The organism is Bradyrhizobium sp. Ken64, from assembly GCF_055807555.1.
Genome location: NZ_JBVVPA010000001.1, coordinates 622,989 through 645,968, shown reverse-complemented (window position 1 = coordinate 645,968; position 22,980 = coordinate 622,989). Strand labels below are relative to the sequence as shown.

The window sequence follows — 22,980 nt, the reverse complement described above, 5'->3', positions numbered from 1 at the left end:
GAGACCTCCTCGGAATCTGGCTGCGTGTCATGCGCGCTATGACGATGGAAAGGGTTTGCGCCTTTGTTGTATGTAAGGTACAAGGCAGAAAGTAAAGCAAAAACAAGGCTTGCCAAGCTCTGGTTCGATCGTCCGAGATCAGAGGCCTGGTCCGAAGCCACAGCAACGGATGGTGTGATGACGGAGGCAATTCGCGGGTTCTGGGTGGCGTCGGCGACGCCGCTGGCGACGGACGGCAGCGTGGACTCCGCCAAGCTCGCCGCCCACGCCAAGCAACTCTTCGGCAAGGGCGTCGACGGTATCGTGCTGTTCGGCACAACCGGCGAGGGCACCTCGTTCAATGTCACCGAACGCGTCGCGACCATCGAGGCCGTGCTCAAGGCCGGCGTCGCGCCGGACCGAATCGGAATCGGCGGCGGCTTTCCCGCCATCAGCGACAGCGTCGCACTGACGCGTGCCGTGCTCGGCCTCGGCCTCCGTCACGTGCTGTATCTGCCACCTTACTTCGACCGCAGCGTCACCGCTGAAGGCATCGAGGATGCCTTTGCGGCGATCCTCGACTGCGTCGTCGACGATCGCCTGCGTGCCTACCTCTATCATATCCCGCAGATCTCGGGTGTTGCGATCCCGACCGGCGTCGCCGCGAATTTGCGCAAGCGCTACGGCAAGGTCGTTGCAGGCCTGAAAGACTCCAGCGGCGACTTCAAGCAGTTCCAGGCGTTCCGCGCCGCCGCTCCCGAGCTCGCCATCACCGTCGGCAACGAGGTTGACATCACCCGCGCGATCGCCGCCGGCGGTGCCGGCACCATCTGCGGCATGGCCAACATCGCGCCGGAGCTGGTCAAGGCAATGATCGACGGCAAGGATGTCGAAGCACGCATGCAGGCTGCCGTGGACATCGTGGTGAAATCACCATCCTTCCTCACGACGCTGAAAGCCATCCTTGCGGCACAGACGGGCGATGCGAGCTGGCTGCGCGTGCGGCCGCCGCTCCGAGCCTTGTCCGACGGCACCGCGCTCAAGCGCAAGCTCGACGAGCTGACGGCTCCGGCCATCGCGTGAGATCGCGCAAACCGCGACGCGTAGCCGCGAATTCGCGCGCTGCGTGTCGCACTCGCTGCGCAATCAATCGAGGATTGCCGAATAGCGCGATCGGAATCTAGAACCATTCAACACTAGAGCGATTCAAGTCCGCTTCCGGTTCTCTTCACGTACAGCGGCTGTTAGACGCGCCAGCTTCTGCGTCTGACTTGGAAGTGAATCGAAAGTGCGTGTCTATCTGGACGGCCAGCGCGTCAGCGGTCGTCGAACGCCTGCCGGCGACAGCCGCCCGGGTCTTCTCATCGGAGCGGCCGTGCTGCTCGCCGAATGTCTCTCCAGCTCGGCGACAGCGCAAGCCCAATCCGCACTGCCGCCGGTGACGGTGGAGGCGCCGGCACCGCGGCCGAAAGCGGCGCGCGCATCGGAAACGTCTCAACGTCGGACGCAAGCGGCCGCGCGTCCGCGCAGCCGCAATGCTACCGCGCCCGCAGCTCCGACCTTGTCGGAACGCGCCGCGGCCGACGCCGCTGCGCAACAAGCCGCAAAGCTCGGCTACCGCGCGATGCCGAGCGCGACGACGCTGCGCAGCGGCGCCTCGCCGCTCGACACCTCGCAGTCTGTCAACGTGGTGCCCGAGCAGGTGTTGAAGGACCAGCTTCCGCGCAATATCGACGATGCACTGGTCAACATCAGCGGCATCACCCAGACCAACACACTCGCCGGCACTCAGGACGCCGTCATCCGCCGCGGCTTCGGCGACAACCGCGACGGCTCGATCATGCGCAACGGCATGCCGCTGGTGCAGGGCCGCAGCCTGAACGCCGCGGTCGAAAGCGTCGAGGTGCTGAAGGGGCCTGCTTCGCTGCTCTACGGCATCATGGATCCCGGTGGCATCGTCAACACCATCAGCAAGCGCCCGGAGCTCTACCAGCACGGCTCGATCACGCTGCTCGGCTCGACATTCGCGAACAATCGCAACGGCGCCGACGGCACGCTCGACATCACCGGGCCGATCGGCGACCAGGGCCTTGCCTATCGCTTCGTGGGTTACGGCGTCAGCGAGGACTATTGGCGAAATTTCGGCCGCCACAGGGAAATGCTCGTGAACCCGTCGCTGGCCTGGTACGGCGACAGCACGACGATCCAGCTCACCTATGAGCACCGCGAGTTCATCACTCCGTTCGACCGCGGCACTGCCTTCGTCAAGGGTGCTCCGCTGGCGATCCCGAAGACGCGCCGGCTCGACGAGCCCTTCAACAACATGTGGGGCACCTCGGACCTGGTGCAGGCCTCGGTCGAGCAGAAGCTCGACGACAATTGGAAGGTCACGGCGGCCTACAGCTACAACACCGAGACCTATAGTGCCAACCAGCTCCGCATCACCAGCGTCGACGCTAAAACCGGCGTCGAGAAACGCAGTAACGATGGCACCCAGAACTCGCTAAGCAACGCCAGTTACGGCACCTCCTATCTCCAGGGTGATGTCTGGGTGGGCGGCTTCCGCAACGAGATCCTGTTCGGCGGCGAAGCGCTGTATCGCACCATCGATCGCCGCGACCTGATCCGCCAGGCGACCGCCAACTTCAATTTCTACAACCCGGTCTACGGACTGATCTCGCCGGGCACGGCTGTTTCGGCAACGGACAGCGAACAGACCGACAAGCTCGGCACCCGCGGCTTCTTCGCTCAGGACACCTTCCATCTGACCAACTGGCTGTCGGTGGTCGGGGGTGTACGTTGGATGGAATACGAACAGCTCGCGGGAAAAGGCCGGCCGAACTTCATCACGAACACCAATTTGGCGGGTGACAAGGTGCTGCCACTCGGCGGCGTCATCTTCAAGCTGAACGATCAGCTCTCCTACTACGTGAGCTATACCCAGTCGTTGAAGCCGACATCGGTCGTCGCAGCGTTCACCACCGGCTTTGTCGTCGACTCCACCATCGCGCCCGAAGAAGGAACGCAATGGGAGACCGGTCTGAAGTTCGATGTCAACAAGCGGCTGTCGGGCACCCTGGCCGTGTACGACATCCAGAAGAAGAATGTCCTGGTGCTGGATGACACCGGCGGTGGCAAGTCGGCGGCGCGCGCCTCCGGCGCGGCCAAGTCACGCGGCGTCGAATTGGACGTGACCGGCAAACTGACTGATCAATGGAGCCTGATTGGAAGTTACGGCTATACCGACGCACGCCTGATCAACGATCCCGTTGTCGGCAACGCCAAGCTGCTGAACGCCGCCATGAACACGGCTTCACTCTATCTCGTGTACGATTTCGGCGATGCACTGCCCGGACGTCTGCGGCTCGGCGGCGGCGCGCACTATGTCGGCGACCGGCCGGGCGACTCCCTCAACACGTTCTTCCTGCCGGCCTATACCGTCGCGGACATCTTTGCGACCTACGACACCAAGATCGACAATCTGCCGGTGATCTATCAATTCAACGTCAAGAACCTGTTTGACAAGGTCTACTATACGTCCACCACCGGAAACGCTTTAAACGTCGCGATCGGCGACGCGCGCAGGGTATCCCTGTCGGCGACGGTGAAGTTCTAGCGATGACGGTGTGGCGCGAGGAATCTGATCTGCAGGTCGTGCGGACCAGAAGGGCCCGTGCCAATGCGTGACCCCTGGCGCGCGATCAAGGCCGCTCTGCTTCAGGTCCATTCCATCGCCGGCCTCGTGCTCGCGCTGCTGCTCGCCGTGATCGCACTGACCGGTGCGATCACGAGTTTTGAGGATGAGATCGTCGATCATCTCAACGCCGGCATCATGCAGGTCGCGCCGCGCCAGGCACCGGCGCTGATGCCGGACGAACTGGTTGCGCGCCTGACGGCGGCGCAGGATGTCGGCAGGGTCTCCGCCGTGACGCTAGCAAGTGATCCGTCCGCCGCGGTGCATGTGCGCTTCGCCCGCGACGAACGAGGCGCGCGGCCGTCCTCGCTCTATGTCGATCCCTATGACGCGCGCGTGCTGGGCACGCCGCACGGCGAAGAGTTTTTCGCGACCGTGCGCAAGCTGCACCGCTGGCTGCTCATCCCCGGCGATGCCAAGGGCTGGGGGCGTCAGATCACGGGCGCGGCCGCGCTCGGCCTCATCGTCATGCTGATTTCGGGCCTCGTGCTGCGCTGGCCGCGGCGTGCAGGCAGCGTGAAGATGTGGCTGAAACCAAATTTCGGGCTGAGTGGGCGCGGGCTGCATCGCTCGCTGCACGCGGTCATCGGCACCTGGGTCCTGCCGGTCTATCTGGTGATGACGTTCACCGGGCTCTGGTACTCGTTCGACTGGTACAAGGATGGCGTCGTCTGGTTGCTGTCGCGCCCGCAGATCGCCGCGGCGAAGATGCAGCCGAAGATGCCTGCAAAGGCGTCGCGTGCCGCGAGCGAGACGGCACAGCCGATCGGCTTTGATCGTGCGTGGGCGGCCTTTCTGCATGAAGAGGGCAGCCCCTTCTCCAAGGCGTTGCTGACGTTGCCCGCCGGTCCGAGCACGGTGATCCGGATCCGCTCATGGGGGAAAGACTCCACCCGGGACACTACCCGCGACGAATTCCGCATCGACGCCGTGACCGGTCAGTTGGTCTCTGCGGAACGCTACGCCGACAAGACGTTCGGCGAGAAGATCATCGCGAATGTGCTCGACATCCACCGCGGTGCGATTCTGGGTTGGCCCGGCAAGCTCGCGTTCCTGGTCGCGGCTGCGCTGATGCCGCTGTTCGCGGTCACCGGCGTCCTGCTCTATTTGTCGCGCCGCAAGCTGCGGCGCCTTGCGCAGCCGCGGCTTGAGCAGCTTGTTCCCGGCGAGTGATCGCGTCGACTGCCGTTCGGCGATCGCCGAATAGCAGTGGCAACTGATCGCATTGCCGCCGCGGGCAAGAAGCACTTGTCGGAGCTTTCGCAAAATGGTTCGATTGGCGAGGTGCATCCTGGAGTGGTGGTTTTCTGATGGCGGTATCTGAACGCGACGAGATCGAAGAGACGGCGCTGCCTGCCATACTGGTGAAACGCAGTGACCTGCCCGTGCCGCTCACGCACAGGGCGCGAAGTTTCTTCGGCGGACTTCCCAGGTTGCCCCCAGAATTGGAGTGGCCGACGGCGGAAGTCAGGGCAAACGAAACCTTGGAGACCGTCGCGCTCACCTTCGTCGCTCAGATCGACCTGGTCGAAGTTCCGGGCTCCGGTTGGTCGCCGCTGCCGAACCGAGGCACGCTGTATTTCTTCTGCAGCTCCGTGTTCGTGGGCGAAGGACGTCCGCCTTGCCGCGTTCTCTACGGTACTGCCGCGGGTGACGCTTATCCCGACCGCGCGCCACCGTCCGATCTAATGCCGCTGGCGGGGACCGATGGTGACGCCCAGGTCAAATGGCTCGATCCGGCGCTCGATTTTCATTCCAAGATCGAATTCAAATATCCACTTTCTTTCCAGGTATTCCGGGACTTCTATTTCCACGAGGACGCCGTCGGAGGCGAACTCATGATCGCAGAATTATGCAAGGCATTGGGTCCCGGTGAGCCGCGAGGACCTGATTTTCTGCAATTCAGAATGGCCTCGGAATACGAGAAGGACGATCATTGGCCTTTCAACTGGCTCCTGATCAATCATGTGGTTCGGTCCGTGCTGTCGCACGTCGTTCGCGACCTGACACCCAGATACTCTTACAAGCCGCTCAACGACGAGGGAGTCGCGGAATTGAAGCGCCTTCGCGCTGGCGCAATCGGATGGCTTGAGCGTTGTCGGGCGCTGACTCCAATGGATGACGTGGATGCGGACACAAGAGCGATCTTTCGGGCCTGGTGGACCGACGTCGTGCACACCTACGAGAATGTCAAACAATACGTCTATACGTATTCGTCCACAATCGCGTCGGACCTCGGCAATGCCATCAATCATACGATCCGATGCATGGCAGAGCAGAACGTCGAAGCTCTCGACGAAGTGCCTCTCAGCTATCTTACGAATTTCGCGCGTCGAAATTATTGGAAGACCCCGACCATAGGAGACGGCCAATACCGCCATTTCAACACCGCCCTGCATCAGATGCTGGGATATGGCAGTGGCCCGCAAGATGCGACGGAGCAGCACTTCGAAGATATACTATTGCTCCAGATGCAAGGTGATCGCGCGTTTCTTGACTGGCACGCCAATATCGGATGCACGCTTCATTTCTGGATCGACCGCGATGCTCTCGATCGGCTCGACTTTGCGAAAGTGGTCGCTACATACGAATGTGATTGAGGTGACGCCGAAGCGCGCAGGATCTTCCTCCTCGACCTATGATGTGTCCGACAAGGGCTATCGAATTTGATTGTTCGCGGCATGGCTAGCCAATGCCGCAACAATGGTTCAAAAGCTCATGGTCACTTCCCAGAGTCCGTGCCATGAAGCTCACCACCGTCACTCCGGCCGACATCCGCCGCGCATTGCTGCTCCGCGAGGAGATCGCGCTGCTCGATCTCAGGCACGAGGCTGGTTTCGCGACGGGACATCCGCTGTTTGCCGCCAACATGGCTGCGGGCCGGATCGGGATCGAAGCCGAGGTGCGGCTGCCGCGCAAGGACGTGACGATCGTGCTCTATGATGACGGCGAGGGCCTCGTCGCTGCCGGCGCCGAGCGGCTCGCCGCGCTCGGCTATACCAACGTCCGCGCGCTCGATGGCGGGCTGAAGGCCTGGCGCGATGCCGGCTATCAAATCTTCGAGGACGTCAACTCCTACTCAAAAGCCTTTGGCGAGCTGGTCGAATCGCGCAGGCATACGCCGTCGTTCAGTGCCGACGAGGTGGCAAAACTCATCGCGGACAAGGCCAACATCGCCATCCTCGACGTCCGCCGCTTCGACGAATATGCGACCATGAACATCCCGGGCTCGGTCAGCGTGCCCGGCGCGGAGCTGGTGCTGCGGGCAGGGCAGGCGGCACCCGATGCCGACACCACCATCATCGTCAATTGCGCCGGCCGCACTCGCTCGATCATCGGCACCCAATCGCTGATCAATGCCGGCGTGCCGAACAAGGTCCGGGCGCTGCGCAACGGCACCATCGGCTGGACGCTGGCGCGGCATACGCTCGACCATGGTGCTAACAGGCGTGGCGCGATCGGGCCGTTCGAGGGCGGTCTGGCGAATGCGCGCGACGTCGCCTATCGCGCCGGTGTCCGGCACATCGGCGCGAGCGAGATGGCTGCGCTTCTCGCGCGGACCGATCGCACGCTCTATCGCTTCGACGTGCGTGATGCCGAAGAATATGGAGCCGGCCATCTCCCCGGCTTCCGCCACTATCCCGGCGGCCAGCTCGTCCAGGAAACCGACATGGCCGCACCGGTGCGCGGCGCGCGCATCGTGCTGACCGACGACAAGGGCGTCCGCGCTGACATGACGGCGTCCTGGCTCGCGCAAATGGGTTGGGAGGTCTATGTACAGGAAGGCGGCTATGACGGCGCGCTCGAAATTGGTCCGCCGCACGTCTTCCCAAAGCCTGACCCCGCCCACCGCTACCGCCGCCCCTATGAAGGCACCGGCGTCGACGAGCGCGCGATGCAGGCCTATCTCGACTGGGAATATGGCCTTGTCGAACAATTGCGGCTTGACGGAACGCATGGGTTTTACGTCATCTGATCCCAATACCGTCACCCTGAGGTGGCCGCCTCTTCAGCGGCCCTCGAAGGGCGACGGCCCGGCTGCATCTGGGCCGTTCATCCTTCGAGGCTCCCCGCACGGCGCGTTGCGCCGCGCGGCTCGCGCCTCAGGATGACGGGTCTGCCAGGCAGAGCGCCATCTTCTCCCCGTATCCGAACCCTATTGTGCTGCGCGTCCCCCGCGGTCTATGAGCTGCGGCGAAGCTGTGACCCACGGAGATTTCATGTCAGCCCCAGGCCAAAGCCCTGAGCGGAACGCGAAGGCGCTGCTGCTCGAAGGCGTCAACGACAGCGCCGTGGACCTGTTCAGAACGGCGGGTTTCACCAATGTCGAGCGCCTGACCAAGGCGCTGGACGGCGAGGATTTGCGGCGGGCGCTCAAGGGCGTGTCGTTGCTCGGCATCCGCTCGCGCACCCAGATCACCGATGAGGTGCTGGAGGCGGCCGACCAGCTTCTCGCCGTCGGCTGCTTCAGCGTCGGCACCAACCAGGTCGATCTGCTGGCGGCGCGCAAGCGCGGCATTCCGGTGTTCAACGCGCCGTTCTCCAACACGCGCAGCGTCGCCGAGTTGGTGATCGGCGAGATCGTGATGCTGCTGCGGCGCATCTTCCCGCGCTCGGTGTCGGCCCATGAGGGCGGCTGGGACAAGTCGGCGACCGGCAGCCGCGAGGTGCGCGGCCGCACCCTCGGCATCATCGGCTACGGCAATATCGGCTCGCAGCTCTCGACGCTGGCCGAGGCGATCGGCATGCGCGTGATCTATTTCGACCGCACCGACAAGCTCCGCCACGGCAACACGGAGCCGGTCGAGAAGCTGGAGGAGCTGCTGGCGCAGAGCGACGTCGTCAGCCTGCACGTGCCGGAGACGCCGGAGACCGCCGGGATGATCGGCGAGAAGGAGCTGCGGGCGATGAAGCCCGGCTCGCTGCTGATCAACAACAGCCGCGGCACCGTCGTCGATCTCGATGCGCTGGCGGGAGCTCTGCGCGACGGCCATCTCGCGGGTGCCGCCATCGACGTGTTTCCAGTCGAGCCGTCCTCGAATTCGGACCGCTTCAAGAGCCCGGTGCAGGGCCTCGGCAACGTCATCCTCACGCCGCATATCGGCGGCTCGACCGAGGAGGCGCAGGAACGCATCGGCGGCGAGGTGGCGCGCAAGCTGGTCGATTTTTTCATCACCGGCTCGACCACGGGGGCGGTGAATTTTCCGGAGGTGCAGTTGCATCTGCGTCCCTCCGGCGCGCGCTTCAGCCACGTCCATCGCAACGTGCCCGGCATGCTGCGCCGGCTGAACGAGGTGTTCCTCCAGCGCGACATCAACATCGCCGCGCAATATCTGGAGACCTCCGGTGACCTCGGTTACGTCGTGCTCGATGCCGATCTCGGCGACCAGGATTCAGGCGCGCTGCTGCAGCAGATCCGCAGCCTTGAGGGCACCGTCGGCGCGCGGCTGGTGTTTGAGCACTAGCGTCATTGACGGCCGGCCGGAGGTCGCCTTGAATACGGCCTCCTGGCGGAACGAACGAGAACAGAAAGTGCAGGGGGAAACGATGGCGCAAGTGCGTGCGAAGCTGTGTGTATTGCTGGTGGGCGCAGTGGCTGCGCTGGGCGCGAGCTCCGCCTCGGCGGCGACGCTGGCCGAGGATGCGGACACCGTCTGCAAGGGCCTCGTTGGCGGCATTGACGCCGTAAAGATCGATTCGGCGACGTTGCTGGCGCCCTCGCAACTGGCCGTCGCCGAACGCGGCCCGACACCTTCGGGGCGCGTCACGCCCGCCAATCCCGGCTTCTGCAAGCTGCTCGGCCATATCGATCCCACCGATGCCAAGGCGCCGCCGATCAAGTTTCAGGTCAATTTGCCCGTCGAATGGAACGGCCGCTCGCTGCAATATGGCGGCGGCGGATTCAACGGCGTGCTGATCACGGGCCTGACACTGCCGCCGGCCTATCCCTTCGACAAGCCGTCGCCGCTCGCGCGCGGCTTCGTCACCTACGGCACCGATTCCGGTCATGAGTCCAAGCCGGGCGAGCCGCCGCAACTGTTCGCGCTCAACGACGAAGCCTTCGAGAATTTCGCCCATCGCGCCTACAAGAAAGTGCGCGATGCCGCCGTCGCGCTGATGCAGCGCGCCTACGGCAAGAGACCTGAGAAGATGTACTTCATGGGATCGTCCGAAGGCGGCCGCGAAGGCCTCACCATGGCGCAGCGCTACCCCGATGATTTCGACGGCATCTTTGCCCGCGTGCCCGTCATCAACTGGGTCGGCTTGCAGCATGCCGGCACGCGTTCCGGGCTCGTGACCATGGGTGACGGCTGGATCAATCCGGCGCAGGTGAAGCTCGTGGGCGATGCCGTGCGGGCCGCTTGCGATAAGGCCGACGGCTCCGATGACGCGCTGGTGCAAGATCCCGTGTCCTGCAAGGCGGCGTTCAAGCCGGAGACGCTGCGTTGCGCGAGCGGCAAGACGGGCGATCAGTGCCTCACCGACGCGCAGATCAAGGCGATCGACACCCTGCATGCGACCTACAAATTCCCGTTCCCGCTCGCCAACGGCCTCGACGATTATCCGGGCTGGGGCGTGTCGGGCGAGGACACGCCGGCGGTCGGCCCGACCGGCGGCTGGGTCGCGTGGTGGCTCGGCACGGCGCCTCCCGCGCAGCCGCCCGCGCCCAATAACGGCATCGCCTGGATCTACGGCGCCGGCGGCATCCAATACGTGTTCGCGCGCGATCCCAAGCTCGACGTGACGACGTATAAGCCCGAACAGCACAAGGCGCGGCTGCTCGAGGTCTCCAGCTTGATGGATTCCACCAACCCCGACCTCAGCCGCTTCCGCGCCCGCGGCGGCCGGCTGATCATGCTCGAACACATGGCCGACTATGCGCAGAGCCCCTATGCCGGCATCCGCTATTTCGAGAGCGTCGAACGCAAGCTCGGCAAGGCCGAGACGGCCGAGTTCGCGCGGCTCTACACCGCGCCCGGGGTCGACCATGTCGGCTCCGGCGCGCCGGCCAATGTCGACATGCTGAGCGCGCTGGTCGACTGGGTCGAAAAGGGCAAGGCGCCCGGCGACCTGGAAGTTACCGAGCAGAAGGTCGAGGCGCCGTCGTTTGCGACCCTTCGCGCGCTGCCACTGTGCCGCTGGCCGGCCTGGCCGCACTACAAGAGCGGTCCGGTGACGGAAGCGTCGAGCTTTACCTGTTCGCCGTAACAAGACCAACAGGTTTGACAGGAGCCTTGCGTCCCACTATCTATTTCGCATGCGAAATAAAGCGGCGGGCGCGGGGCATCATCGGCTGATCTACCTGCTGAGCGTTGCGCAGCGGCGTGTGCAGCGCTGGATGGCGGCACAGCCTTCGAGCGAGGTCACGCCGGCGCAGGCAGGACTCCTGTTTATCCTCGGCAAGCAGGACGGCGTGCTGATGGGCGAGGCAGGTGCCGCACTCGATCTCGGGCCTGCCGGCATTTCCGGCCTCGTCGATCGCTCGGCAGCTGTAAAGCTGATCGAGCGGCGGGCCGATCGGGAGGATGGGCGCGCCTGGCGCGTCTGGCTGACGCCGAAGGGCCGTGCAGCGCTCGGACAGGCGAAGGCCAACGCGGCACAGGTCAACGCGGCGTTGACGGACGGGTTCACCAGTGCGGAGATCGATATCGTCGCGCGCTGGCTGATGAGCATTCAAGACAAGTTTCCAAGAGAACCTTCAAGAGAGCTTTCAACAGAGCTTTCGAAAGATCCAGAGGAATAGAGGAGAGACTGATGACCGAGCACGTCCGGATCCAGAACGACAGTGGAATTCTCACGCTCACGCTGGCGCGCCCCGACAAGAAGAATGCACTGACGGATGCGATGTACGGCAAGCTCGCCGACGCCATCGAAGCCGCCGAGCACGATCCGTCGGCACGCGTGATCCTGATCCGCGGCGAAGGCGACATGTTCACTGCCGGCAACGATGTCGGCGAATTCGCCGCAGTCGCGGCGGGCAAGTCGGAAGGCAGCCGCAACGTCGTGCGCTTCATCCAGTCGCTGGCGCGCTGCACCCGGCCCTTGGTCGCCGCGGTGCAGGGCCGCGCCGTCGGCGTCGGCACCACGATGCTGCTGCATTGCGACCTCGTCGTGCTTGCCGACAACGCGCAATTGTCGACGCCCTTCGTCAGCCTCGCGCTGGTGCCGGAAGCCGCCTCCAGCCTGCTGATGCCGGCGCGCATCGGCTACGCGCGGGCCTACGAGATGTTCGCGCTGGGCGAGACCGTGCCGGCCAAATCCGCGCTGGAATGGGGGCTCGCCAACCGCGTGGTGCCGCTCGACAGGCTCGATGCCGAGGCGCTCACGCTGGCGCAGCGTCTTGCCCGTCAGCCGGCCGGCGCGCTCACCGCCACCAAGAAGCTGATGCGCAATGGCGAGGCGCTGGTCGCACAGATGAATGCCGAGGGCGAGCAGTTCGGACTGCGCCTGCGCACCGCCGAGGCCCGCGAGGCCTTCACGGCGTTCGCAGAACGCCGCCCGCCGGATTTCACCAAGGTTGCGTGATATGGGGGCACCGAGCCTCGTCCGGGGGGTGCTCACAGCAATTCGATTAAACTTAACGGAACATTGGCATGTCGCGGGGCAAGGTGGCGCTCGAAGAATAGGCCCCCGACCTAGGCCCCCGACACCATGGCAATGTTTAAGAAATCGGTAAGTTCGCTTCTCCTGACGTTGATGGCCCTGCTGGCCGCGGGTGCGCTGGCCTCCACGGCGATCCAGATGGTCGGGGCGTTCGGCCGCCACAGCGACAGCCTCGAGACCGCGCGGCTTGCCGCCGCCGACAAGGCGATCTTCCATGGCGTGCTGGCGCTGCGCAACAATCGCGGCGATGCGCAGAGCGCGATCCTCGGTGAGGACGACCCTCGGGCAAAACTCGAGGCGGCGGAGAAGGCCGAGCAGGGCGGCTATGACGCCATCGGCGCCGCGCTTGCCACCGTTGACTTCGCCCGCCGCGACGAACTCGCTGGCACATTGAAGCAAGGCTGGAGCGCCGCCGCGCCGCAATTCCAGCTGTTCTACGACGAAGCCAAGCGTCCGCGCGCGGAGCGCAAGATCGAGCGCACCAATTCCTGGTACGATGGCGTCACCAAGGTGATCGAAACGGCCAATCTGGCCTCCACCGCGGTTTCGAACCGTGCCTGGATGAACGACCCCTTCATCGCCCGCATGATCCAGGTCCGGCGCTTCGCCTGGCAGGTGCGCGACCGTTATGGCATCCATTGTTCGTCGCTTCGCTCCAACGTCAACGCCAGCAAGCCGCTCGACGACGCTCAGAAGCGGTCAGTGGCGCAATGGGATGGCACGATCGCCTCCGGCTGGGCGGGCATGGCCGAGCTGCTGGCTGCGCCGGACGTGGCGGCGGAGCTCGTGACGGCAGCGACGGACGCGAAGGCCAAGACCGACGGGGCCCTCAAGCAGATCGGGGACCTCACCAAGAATTTCGACGGCAGCGGCAAGCCCGCGATGCCCGCCTCGGAATGGAATACGTTGTGTCAGGCACCCTTCGCGTCCATTGTCGCGGTTGCGAACAAGGCGCTCGACCAGTCGATCGCGCGGGCGGAGACCGTGCAGGCCAAGGCGCTCACCAATCTCGTCGTGCAGTCGCTCGCGTTCCTGCTTGCGCTGGCCGTGACCCTGGCTGGCGTGTACGTGGTCCGCAACCGCCTCATGCGCCCCGTGCGTGCCATTCTGGACGCCATCGCCAAGATCAGCGCCCGCGACTACGCGACGCCCGTTCCGCAATCCAGGTATCCCGACGAGTTCGGCACCATGGCGGCCGCGCTCGAAAGCCTGCGCGAGAGCGCTGCGACCGCGGAACGCCTGGGCCAAGAGCGCGAATCGCAGCAGGCGCTCCAGCTCGCCCGCTCCGGCACCGTCGATGCAGCCTGCCGCAGTTTCGACGACACCGTGCAGGCCGTCATTCACAGCGTTGCGGCGTCGACCAAGGAGCTCGATGCCACCGCGACCGACGTGCGCTCGCTGGTTTCGGAATCGAGCAGCCAGACCGCGGCGGTCTCGTCCTCCGCCGAACAGGCCACCAACAATCTCGAGACTATCGCGGCCGCGACCGAAGAACTCTCGGCGTCCGTCGGCGAGATCTCCGCGCAGGTGCAGGCCAGCGCCCGCGAGGCTCGCGAAGCCGTGTCGCAGGCAGCGCAGACCAATGCGACGGTCGAGATCCTCGATCAGACCGCTGGCCGCATCGGCGAGGTCGTGAAGATGATCAGCGCCATCGCGGGGCAGACCAATCTCCTGGCGTTGAATGCCACCATCGAGGCCGCGCGCGCGGGCGAGGCCGGCCGCGGCTTCGCCGTGGTCGCCGGCGAGGTCAAGAGCCTCGCCTCGCAGACGGCGACGGCGACGGAAGAGATCTCCCGCCAGGTCGCGGAGATCCAGGGCGCCACCGGCCAGGCGGTCACCGCCATCCGCGCGATCGGCGGTGCGATCGGCGGCATCGACGAGAAGATGACGGCGATCGCCGCCGCGGTCGAACAGCAGCGCGCGGCCACCACCGAGATCTCCCGCAACTTCCAGCAGGCCGCGCAGGGAACCCGCGAGGTCACCGACACCATCGGCAGCGTCGCCAGGCTGAACCAGGAAACGGGCAATGCCGGTTCGGTGCTGTCGGTGTCCGTGACGAAAATGTCCGCCGACGCCGATCGTCTCCGCGTGGCGGTCGAGGGCTTTTTGGGCGCGGTGAGGACCGCATAGCACCGACAATCTTCCATCCCTGCGTCGCGCGATCGGCATTGCCGCCGATGCGCGCGGCGGGTACATCTGTGACGCTGCGCGAGCGTCGCGGCGGATGTACGAGATATCAGGGATGGAGAGTTCGATGCCGGTCACGCCTCAACACAAGGCCCAGCGCCCCTATCGCGGCGTGTTCCCGGTCGCACCCACCATCTTCGACGAGCGCGGCGAGCTCGACCTCGACGGCCAGCGCCGCTGTATCGATTTCATGATCGATGCCGGCTCGAACGGTCTGTGCATTCTCGCCAATTTCTCCGAGCAGTTCGTGCTCACCGATGCCGAGCGCGAGACCGTGATGCATGCGGTGCTGGAGCATGTCGCGGGCCGGGTTCCCGTGATCGTCACGACCACGCATTTCAGCTCGGCCGTCTGCGCCGCGCGGAGCCAGCAGGCAGAGGCGGCCGGTGCCGCCATGGTCATGGTCATGCCGCCCTATCACGGCGCTACCTTCCGCGTGCCCGAGAAAGGCGTCGTCGAATTCTTCAAGGTGCTGTCGGGCGCGATCAATATTCCGATCATGATCCAGGATGCGCCTGTCGCCGGCACGCCGCTATCGGTCGAGCTGCTCGCGCGGCTGGCGCGCGACTTCTCCAACATCCGCTATTTCAAGATCGAGGTGCCGGGCGCGGCTGCAAAGCTGCGCAGCCTGATCGAGGCCGGCGGCAGCGATATCGAGGGTCCCTGGGACGGCGAAGAGGCGATCACACTGCTCGCCGATCTCGATGCCGGCGCCACCGGCGCGATGACCGGCGGCGGCTATCCCGACGGCATCCGCCAGATCGTCGATCCCTATTTCGCCGGCAAGCGGGAAGAGGCCAAAGCCGCCTACGAACGCTGGCTGCCGCTGATCAACTACGAAAACCGCCAATGCGGCCTGATCGCCTGCAAGGCGATGATGCAGGCCGGCGGCGTGATCAAGTCGGACATGGTGCGGCATCCGCTGCAGCCGCTGCACCCGGCGACTCGGGCAGGGCTGCTAGAGCTGGCCAAGGAGCGCGATGCGCTGGCGTTGCGGTGGGGGAAGTAAGGAGCTGTCTGCCCGGCGGTCGCGATATAACTCCGCCGTCGTCCTGGACAAGCGCAGCGAAGCGGAGCGCAGATCCAGGACCCATTACCCCAGGATGTCGTTTGGCGGATACTCGGGGCTTCGGGCTCGTACCACGACGGCTCCCTGGGGTAATGGGTCCTGGCTTTCGCCAGGACGACGCCGGGAATGTGCAGCGGTGTCGGCTATCTCGCCAGCACCCACTCGTCCATAATACGAAACCTTGCCCCCGCATCATCCTGCTTGAACAACGCAATGCGATCGACCACCAGCGTCTCCAGCCTGAGCGCTGCGAACCGCGCGCGCAGCATCTGCAGAATTGGCCCGCGGCGCTCCGCGTCCAGCCGCCCTGTCAGCGTCATGTGGAAACGGAATTCCTCCATCACGTAGGGGTAGCCCCAGCGATCGAGATAGTCGCGCTGCCGCTCGCTGAGCTTCTCGGGCCTGCGACGCGCGCGATCATCCGCCGTCAGGGCGGTGCGAAAGCCGTCGAACGCGCGGACGCAATCGGCGGCGAGCTCTTGAAGCGCACCGACCGGCTCAGCCGGAATGATCGCGATGAAGCCGCTGATGGCATCGACGATAGGGCGGATCACCGGGATCTTCCGCGCCTCGCCGGCGAAGGTCGCGCAGGCCGCCAAAAGCTCCGCTTCGGTCTTGCCCGGCGCGAGCGCCATTGGCGCCTTCAGCGTGCCGTGAAAACCGTATTTGCGAGGATCTGCGGTGATGTCGCGCCAGTCCGGCGCGAGATGCGATGCCTCGGCGGGAAAGGGCAGCTCGTTGCCGGTATAGGCATCGTATCCGAGCAACTCCGCGCCGAAGCGGGAGAGGGCGCTGTCGCTGCCTGCGGCAAAATAGATCGCGTAGCGGGGGAAATTTGTCATCGTTCGAGCATAGCGGGTTTATGCCGCGACGACAGCTTCGCGCGGGGTAGCTGCCATGCCAAGCAACCGTGTCGCGTCGGTGAGATGTACGAGCTTGCCGCCTGATATCACGGCGATCAACCGCGGCCGCAGCGGCACGCTGTCGTCGACCAGCAGAATGTCCGCGCGTCGGCCTTCCGCGAGCACGCCGCGATCTGCAAGACCGGTCGCGCGCGCGGGCGCGGCGGAGACCAGGCTCCAGGCCTCGGTCAGCGGCAGCACGCCATCGGCGGCGAGGCGGAACGCAGCGAGCAGCTGCGCGGGATAGTAGTAGTCCGAGGCCAGCACCGAGCAGAGCCCTTTGGCGATCATGTCGGATGCCTTTGTCCAGCCGGTGTGGCTGCCGCCGCGCACGACATTCGGCGCACCGTAGACGATGGCGTCTCCGTGGCTTGCTGCCGCCCGCGCCGTCTCCTCGTTGATCGGAAACTCAGCGATCGCCACGCCCATCGCGCGAAAGCCCTCGCGCACCGCCGGCGTCGCATCGTCATGCGAGAGCATCCGAACCTCGGCGGCGCGGGCCGCCGCAGCCAGCCGTGACACGGAAGCCGGGACCTCGCTGGCGCGCGAAAGCACGTGTCCGACCAGCCGATCGAATTCTTCGCCCGACAGGCCGGTACGCTCCACCATGCGGTTGCGCTTGCGGGGCTTGGCCATGTCCCCCACCGTTCCGTCCATGTGGTCGTTGAAGGCGAACAGGTCGACGCGGCCCTCGCTGAGCCACTGGCTGATCTCGGCTTCGGCGCCGAGATTGTAGGTCTCGTGGCGCAGGTGAAAGCGGGTGTCGGCGGCGAATTGCGGACGCTGCCGTTCGATCGCCTCCATCAGGCCGCGCGCATTGTCAGCGCTGCGCAGGCCCGGCTCCCACGAACAGGTCGTGGCGTGAAACACCGTGGTGATGCCGTTGCTGATGGCCTGGCGGTCGCTGTCGGCCAGCGCCACGTCGATCGGGAAGTCGACCCCGGCGCGCGGCATCATCTGCCGCTCGAAGGCATCGCCATGCAGATCGACGATGCCCGGCAGCACCAGCAGCTCGCGCGCGTCGATCGCCAGCGGTGCCCGGCTGCGCGATGCATCGATCTCGGTGATGTCCTGGCCGGACAGGGCAAGAGAGGTTTCGACCAGCTCGGAGCCGATCAGGGTCCGGCCGCCCTCAAGGAAAATGTCTGTCACGCGACCGCGCTTGATTTGCTGCCAAGAGAATTGTTGAGAGAATTGTTGAGAGAACGTCCTCGTGATTCATATGTCGCGAGGAAATCTTCAATCCCGAGCTTGCGGAAATCGGGCAGTGCTGCACGCAACTTGTCGTGATCCCAATCCCACCAGGCGAGGCTGGCGAGTCGCCCGGCGATGTCTTCCGAAAAGCGGCGGCGCACGATGCGCGCCGGATTGCCGGCAACGATGGTGTAGGCCGGCACGTCCTTGGTGACGATGGCGCCGGCCGCGACCACCGCGCCGGTGCCGATGTTGCGGCCCGGCAGCACGACCGCGCCATGGCCGATCCAGACGTCATGGCCGATATGGACGTGATGCTGGCGCCGCCAGTCGAAGAATTCCGTGTCGTCGCTTTCGCCTTCGAAATAGGCGCTCGAACGATAGGTGAAGTGCGCCTGCGTGGCGCGGTGCATCGGGTGATTGCCCGGATTGACTCGCGTCATCGCCGCGATCGAGCAGAATCTTCCGATGGTGGTGTAGGTGATCTGGGCGTCGTTCACGACATAGGAGTAATCGCCCATCGTCACCTCGTGCAGGATCGTGCGCGCGCCGACCTCGGTGTAGACCCCAAGCCTGGTGTCGTGCAGCCTGGCCGAGGGATCGATGGTCGGCTGGACCGAAAGAACTTTGGCGGCCATGTTGCATCCAAACGAGAGGGCGGGCGTTTTTCTTCGAGCGGCTTGATGACAATGTCATGACGACGCGATGACAGGGCAAGAACAGTGGATGAGGTGTGTAGGATCGCCGCACCGCAACGTCAGTGTCACACAAGTGTCAAGCGCCGGCGTTAGCGGTGGGCCCCAGCTACTCTGGAGCCCTGCATGCTGGTGGTTGAAGGTCTGACGTGTCGCTTCGGCGTGAAGGCCGCGGTGGACGACGCCTCGTTTCAAGTCTCTCCCGGCGGCTTTGTCGGCGTGATCGGACGGTCCGGCGCCGGCAAGTCGACCCTGCTGCGGACCATCAACCGTCTTGCGGCCCCTTCGCAGGGCCGCATCCTGTTCGACGGCCTCGACGTCACCGCGCTGCGCGGCAAGGAGCTGCGGCAGTGGCGGGCGCGCTCGGCGATGATCTTTCAGCAGTTCAATCTGGTCGGTCGGCTCGATGTCCTCACCAACGTCCTGATGGGACGGCTTGCGACGATGCCGGCCTGGCGCTCGCTGACGCAAACCTGGCCCGAGCAGGACAAGGCGCTGGCGATGTCCGCGCTCGAGCAGTTCGACATCGCCCCGCTCGCAGCCCAGCGCGCCGACCAGCTCTCCGGCGGCCAGCAGCAGCGCGTGGCGATCGCCCGCGCGCTGGTGCAGCAGCCCGACATCATCCTCGCCGACGAGCCGATCGCCTCGCTCGATCCGCGCAACACCAAGATCGTGATGGATGCGCTGCTGCGCATCAACAAGCACTTCGGCATCACCGTGCTCTGCAATCTGCATTCGCTCGACCTGGCGCGCGGCTATTGCGACCGCCTGATCGGCATGGCGCAGGGGCGTGTGGTGTTCGACGGCGCGCCGGCCGAGTTGACCGAGCACGTTGCGCGCGAGCTTTACGACCTCGAAGCCACCGATGTCATGGGTGGTGCACCTGTGCCGGCGCCCGAGGGCATCCCGGCGCTTGGAACGGCCGCGGCCGCCTGAGCGGCGCCGCATCGATAGTCACCAGTTTTGCGTCAACCGACCCCAACCGATGAAGAGGGTATCATGATCACTCGCAGATTGATTCTTGCCGGCGCCGCCGCGCTCGCGTTCACGACGTCAGCCTCCGCCGAGGACTGGAAGGCCAAATATCCCGAACTGACCTTCGCGGTCGTCCCGGCCGAAAACGCCTCCGGGGTCACCGAGCGCTGGGCGCCCTTCGTGAGCTATCTCTCCAAGGAGCTCGGCGTGAAGGTCACTCTGCGGATCGCCAACGACTACGCCGCGGTGATCGAAGGCCAGCGCGCCGGCAACATCCACATCGCCAGCTACGGCTCGGCGTCGTTCGCTCGCGCCCGCCTGACCGGCGTCAAGACCGACGCCTTCGCCAACGATATCAACGCGGACGGCTCGACCGGCTACTACTCGGTGTTCTTCGTCAAGGCGAACAGTCCCTACAAGAGCGTCGATCAGCTCAAGGGCAAGAACCTCGGCCTGGTCGACCCGAATTCGACCTCCGGCAACAACGTGCCGCGCTTCGAGCTCGACAAGATGGGCATCGCGGACGCCGACAGCTATTTCGGCAAGGTCGTTTTCACCGGCAGCCACGAGAACGCGATCCTGGCGCTGGCACAGGGCACTGTCGACGTCGCCGCCAACCAGTGGACCAGCGACGACGATTCCACGCTGGCCCAGATGCTGACCAAGCACATGCTGAAGAACGCCGACGGCTCGGCGATGAAGAAGGACGATTTCCGCATCATCCACAAGTCGGCGCCGATCATCAACGGCCCCTATGCCTACAATTCCGATCTGCCGGAAGACGCCAAAGCTGCGATCGCAAAGGCGTTCTTCGATGCGCCGGCCAAGGACAAGGCCGCCTTCGACCGTCTCTCCGACGGCCAGAAGAAGGGCTTTCACCCCGCCACCACCAAGGATTGGGATGGCACGATCGAACTGATCAAGTTCGTCGATGCGCTGCGTAAGAAGAAGGCGTCCTGATCTCGGGGCGATTTCACTGGAGCCGGGTCGATGGACCCGGCTCTTTCTCTTTTGATCGACCACTTCCCTGATAAGATGACAGTCGCGGTTTCCATCCTCCCCGAGCAGCAGCTGGCCGTGCTCAATACCGCCTATGGCCGGGCGGTCGCGCGAAAGCGGTTGCGCCTTCTGCTCGGTGCCGCGCTGTTTGCTGCAGCGCTGGTTCTCGCCGCGATCGGCGCGGAAGTGAACCTGCGTACGCTCTTCACGTATTTCGGCAACTTCCTCAGCTATTTCGACCGCATCCTCACACTCGACAGCGGACAGCGGGTCTGGACCGATGTCGGCGAATGGCTCTGGGGCTGGCGCAAATGGCTGAAGATGCTGGGCGAGACCCTGCTGATCTCCTATGTCGGCACGCTGATCGGCGCGACTTTTGCATTCTGCCTGAATTTCCTCGCGGCTGAAAACACCTCGCCCGCGCCCTGGCTGCGCTTCGTGGTGCGGCGCCTGCTCGAATTCGCCCGCACGGTGCCCGGCATCGTGTTTGCGCTGATCTTCGTGATCGCCTTCGGACTCGGACCGATGGCGGGCGTGCTGGCCATTGCGATTCACTCCACCGGCGCGCTCGGAAAGCAGTTCTCCGAGATCGTCGAGAACGCGGACATGAAGCCGGTCGAAGGCATCCGCTCGACCGGCGCGAGCTGGCTCGCTTGCATGCGCTTCGCTATCCTGCCGCAGGTCACCGCGGGTTATGCCAGCTACGCGCTGCTGCGCTTCGAGATCAATGTCCGCGAGGCCTCCGTGATGGGCTTCGTCGGCGCCGGCGGCATCGGCCAGGAGCTCGTCGTCGCCATCCGCAAGTTCTATTACTCGGACGTCAGCGCCATCCTGCTCACCATCATCGTCACGGTCTTCATCATCGACATCAGCACTGGCTGGCTGCGCGGCCGGCTGTTCGGCAAGGAGGCGCGGTCGTGACGGCACCGCAGCAGATCGATACCGTGGCGCTTCGCGCGCGCTATCCGGACGTGTTCCACCGCCCCGCCTCGGCGCGGGTTGCCGTCCCCGCGATGATCGTCGCGGCGTTCGCCATCTTCATCTACGGCCTCGTCGATCTCGATTTTTCGCCGTCGCGCTTCATCAACGGGCTCAATCAGCTCGGCTGGATCAGTCTGCTGATGATCCCGCCGGATCCCGGCTCGTCGCTGCCGATCTATCTGAAGGCGCTCGGCGAGACGCTCTCGATCGCGCTGCTCGGCACGACGCTGGCTGCGGTGTTCGCGCTGCCGGTCAGTCTTCTTGCCGCGCGTAACGTGGTGCCGTCGAAAATCTTGCGCTTTCCGGTGCGACGTTTCCTGGATTCGATCCGCGGCGTCGACACGCTGATCTGGGCGCTGGTGTGGATCAACGTGGTCGGGCTCGGCCCGTTTGCCGGCGTGCTCGCCATTGCCGTGTCGGATTTCGGCGCCTTCGGAAAGCTGTTCTCGGAGGCAATCGAGGGCGCCGACCAGAAGCAGGTCGAGGGCATCCGCGCCTCCGGCGGCAGCGCGCTGCACGAGATTCGGTTCGGTCTGCTGCCGCAGGTCTTGCCCGTGATCGCGGGGCAGGTGCTCTATTTCATCGAGTCGAACACGCGCTCGGCCACCATCATCGGCATCGTCGGCGCCGGCGGCATCGGCCTGCAACTCGCCGAGCAGATCCGCGTGCTGGAATGGCAGAAGGTGTCGTTCCTGATCCTGATGATCCTGGTCGCGGTCGCCGCGATCGATTTCGTCTCGGGAAAACTGCGCTTCGCCATCATCGGCCGAAGGGCGGTCGCGTAGGTCTTCTTCCCTTCTCCCCTTGTGGGAGAAGGTGGCGCGAAGCGCCGGATGAGGGGTCTGCATCCTCACATTCAGATCGGTGGGTGCGGAGACATACCCCTCACCCGTCTCGCCGCTAATGCGGCGAGCCACCCTCTCCCACAAGGGGAGAGGGCCGCAGCTCACCCGTTCTCCACCAGAAACTCCACCCGCTCCGCGGCAAAGCGCGAATGCTTGGTGACCAGCGGCTTGCCGTCGAGATCGTGGTCGGTGGCGTCGACCACCAGGATCGGCCGTCCCAGCGCCAGATCGAGCCGTGCGGCGTCGGTGGCGTCCACGATGCCGGCGGTGATCCGGGTCGCGCCCCGGCGATAGTCGCGGACGCCGTAATGCTCGAGCAATTTCGTCATCGAGCGGGTCGCGGCAAAGACGTCGCCCGCACCCGGGAACAGCTGCGCCGACAGCCACGTCGTGGAGACGCAAATCGGCGTGCGGTCGGCGAGGCGCATCGCCTCGATCCGCACCAGTGGTGCGCCGGCCTTCAATCCAAGTTCCCGCGCGAGTTCGCGGGTCGCGACATCATCGGACGCCTCGATCAAGCGGCCATGCGGTTCGCGGCCGTCCGCGCCGACGATCTCGGAGAAACGGGTCCGCGAGCGCAGTGGATAAGCGAGCTTCTGCGCCTCGACATAGGTTCCGCTGCCGCGTTCGGCCCGCACGAGGCCGCGCTCGGCAAGCGCGGCCAGCGCGCGGCGCACCGTGTGGCGGTTGACGCGATAGGTTTCGGCGATCTCCACCTCGCCCGGCAGCTTGTCGCCGGCCGCAAAGCGGCCATCGGCGATGCCGCGCTCAATGCCGTCGGCAACGAGGCGCCACAACGCGACGCCGGAGGAGGCTGTGTCCTGCATGCTCATGTGGCCGGGAAGCTACTCCAGAA

General features: G+C 65.0%; 19 protein-coding genes. 15 read left to right on the top strand and 4 right to left on the bottom strand.

Annotated features, from left to right (window positions below):
- The first annotated feature begins 177 nt into the window (after nt 1-177).
- From AC0L2F_RS03215 to AC0L2F_RS03165, 11 genes are all read left to right on the top strand, one after another.
- Nucleotides 178-1,062, top strand: a complete 885-nt coding sequence (locus AC0L2F_RS03215) for a dihydrodipicolinate synthase family protein (protein ID WP_473247446.1) — start codon at nt 178-180, stop codon at nt 1,060-1,062.
- Between the two features lie 205 nt (nt 1,063-1,267).
- On the top strand, nt 1,268-3,595 hold the full coding sequence (locus AC0L2F_RS03210) for a TonB-dependent siderophore receptor (protein ID WP_473247445.1): 2,328 nt from the start codon (nt 1,268-1,270) through the stop codon (nt 3,593-3,595).
- A gap of 63 nt (nt 3,596-3,658) precedes the next feature.
- Entirely contained in the window at nt 3,659-4,846 is a 1,188-nt protein-coding gene (locus AC0L2F_RS03205; protein WP_473247443.1) for a PepSY-associated TM helix domain-containing protein, read from the top strand.
- A 137-nt stretch (nt 4,847-4,983) separates the two neighbouring features.
- Nucleotides 4,984-6,273, top strand: coding sequence for a DUF1963 domain-containing protein (locus tag AC0L2F_RS03200; protein WP_473247442.1), 1,290 nt, complete (start codon nt 4,984-4,986; stop codon nt 6,271-6,273).
- A 143-nt stretch (nt 6,274-6,416) separates the two neighbouring features.
- Nucleotides 6,417-7,649 (top strand): rhodanese-like domain-containing protein, encoded by a 1,233-nt coding sequence (locus AC0L2F_RS03195; RefSeq protein ID WP_473247441.1) that lies wholly within the window; start codon nt 6,417-6,419, stop codon nt 7,647-7,649.
- Nucleotides 7,650-7,893: 244 nt separating this feature from the next.
- On the top strand, nt 7,894-9,138 hold the full coding sequence (gene serA / locus AC0L2F_RS03190; protein ID WP_473247440.1) for a phosphoglycerate dehydrogenase: 1,245 nt from the start codon (nt 7,894-7,896) through the stop codon (nt 9,136-9,138).
- Nucleotides 9,139-9,220: 82 nt separating this feature from the next.
- Nucleotides 9,221-10,882 carry a tannase/feruloyl esterase family alpha/beta hydrolase gene (locus AC0L2F_RS03185; RefSeq protein ID WP_473247439.1) on the top strand — a complete coding sequence of 554 codons (1,662 nt, stop codon included), beginning with the start codon at nt 9,221-9,223 and terminating at the stop codon, nt 10,880-10,882.
- A gap of 49 nt (nt 10,883-10,931) precedes the next feature.
- The gene (locus tag AC0L2F_RS03180; RefSeq protein ID WP_007615571.1) at nt 10,932-11,417 is read left to right on the top strand and encodes a MarR family winged helix-turn-helix transcriptional regulator; all 486 of its coding nucleotides are present in this window, start codon (nt 10,932-10,934) and stop codon (nt 11,415-11,417) included.
- An 11-nt stretch (nt 11,418-11,428) separates the two neighbouring features.
- Nucleotides 11,429-12,199 (top strand): enoyl-CoA hydratase, encoded by a 771-nt coding sequence (locus AC0L2F_RS03175; protein WP_473247438.1) that lies wholly within the window; start codon nt 11,429-11,431, stop codon nt 12,197-12,199.
- Nucleotides 12,200-12,325: 126 nt separating this feature from the next.
- On the top strand, nt 12,326-14,407 hold the full coding sequence (locus AC0L2F_RS03170) for a methyl-accepting chemotaxis protein (RefSeq protein ID WP_473247437.1): 2,082 nt from the start codon (nt 12,326-12,328) through the stop codon (nt 14,405-14,407).
- A gap of 124 nt (nt 14,408-14,531) precedes the next feature.
- A complete protein-coding gene (locus tag AC0L2F_RS03165; RefSeq protein ID WP_473247436.1) occupies nt 14,532-15,473 on the top strand; it encodes a dihydrodipicolinate synthase family protein in 942 nt (313 codons plus the stop codon).
- 203 nt (nt 15,474-15,676) lie between these two features.
- Here AC0L2F_RS03165 and AC0L2F_RS03160 read toward each other — a convergent pair whose 3' ends face one another.
- The 3 genes from AC0L2F_RS03160 to AC0L2F_RS03150 are packed head-to-tail and all read right to left on the bottom strand — an operon-like array spanning nt 15,677 to nt 18,267.
- On the bottom strand, nt 15,677-16,375 hold the full coding sequence (locus tag AC0L2F_RS03160; RefSeq protein ID WP_473247435.1) for a DUF1045 domain-containing protein: 699 nt from the start codon (nt 16,373-16,375) through the stop codon (nt 15,677-15,679).
- A gap of 18 nt (nt 16,376-16,393) precedes the next feature.
- The gene (locus AC0L2F_RS03155) at nt 16,394-17,587 is read right to left on the bottom strand and encodes an alpha-D-ribose 1-methylphosphonate 5-triphosphate diphosphatase (protein WP_473247434.1); all 1,194 of its coding nucleotides are present in this window, start codon (nt 17,585-17,587) and stop codon (nt 16,394-16,396) included.
- Nucleotides 17,584-18,267, bottom strand: coding sequence for an LbetaH domain-containing protein (locus AC0L2F_RS03150; RefSeq protein ID WP_473247433.1), 684 nt, complete (start codon nt 18,265-18,267; stop codon nt 17,584-17,586). The genes AC0L2F_RS03155 and AC0L2F_RS03150 overlap by 4 nt, the downstream gene beginning before the upstream one ends.
- A gap of 183 nt (nt 18,268-18,450) precedes the next feature.
- Here AC0L2F_RS03150 and phnC point away from each other — a divergent pair, with 183 nt between their 5' ends.
- From phnC to phnE (AC0L2F_RS03130), 4 genes are all read left to right on the top strand, one after another.
- Nucleotides 18,451-19,260: a phosphonate ABC transporter ATP-binding protein gene (phnC, locus tag AC0L2F_RS03145; protein WP_473247432.1), complete on the top strand. Its 810-nt coding sequence runs from the start codon at nt 18,451-18,453 to the stop codon at nt 19,258-19,260.
- Between the two features lie 63 nt (nt 19,261-19,323).
- Nucleotides 19,324-20,259: a phosphonate ABC transporter substrate-binding protein gene (gene phnD, locus AC0L2F_RS03140; protein ID WP_063994193.1), complete on the top strand. Its 936-nt coding sequence runs from the start codon at nt 19,324-19,326 to the stop codon at nt 20,257-20,259.
- Nucleotides 20,260-20,334: 75 nt separating this feature from the next.
- Nucleotides 20,335-21,219: a phosphonate ABC transporter, permease protein PhnE gene (gene phnE / locus AC0L2F_RS03135; protein WP_473247461.1), complete on the top strand. Its 885-nt coding sequence runs from the start codon at nt 20,335-20,337 to the stop codon at nt 21,217-21,219.
- Nucleotides 21,216-22,064, top strand: coding sequence for a phosphonate ABC transporter, permease protein PhnE (gene phnE / locus AC0L2F_RS03130; protein WP_007615544.1), 849 nt, complete (start codon nt 21,216-21,218; stop codon nt 22,062-22,064). The genes phnE (AC0L2F_RS03135) and phnE (AC0L2F_RS03130) overlap by 4 nt, the downstream gene beginning before the upstream one ends.
- A 161-nt stretch (nt 22,065-22,225) precedes the next feature.
- On the opposite strand, the gene phnF is transcribed toward phnE (AC0L2F_RS03130), so the two are convergent.
- Nucleotides 22,226-22,957, bottom strand: a complete 732-nt coding sequence (gene phnF / locus AC0L2F_RS03125) for a phosphonate metabolism transcriptional regulator PhnF (RefSeq protein ID WP_007615543.1) — start codon at nt 22,955-22,957, stop codon at nt 22,226-22,228.
- Between the last annotated feature and the right edge of the window lie 23 nt (nt 22,958-22,980).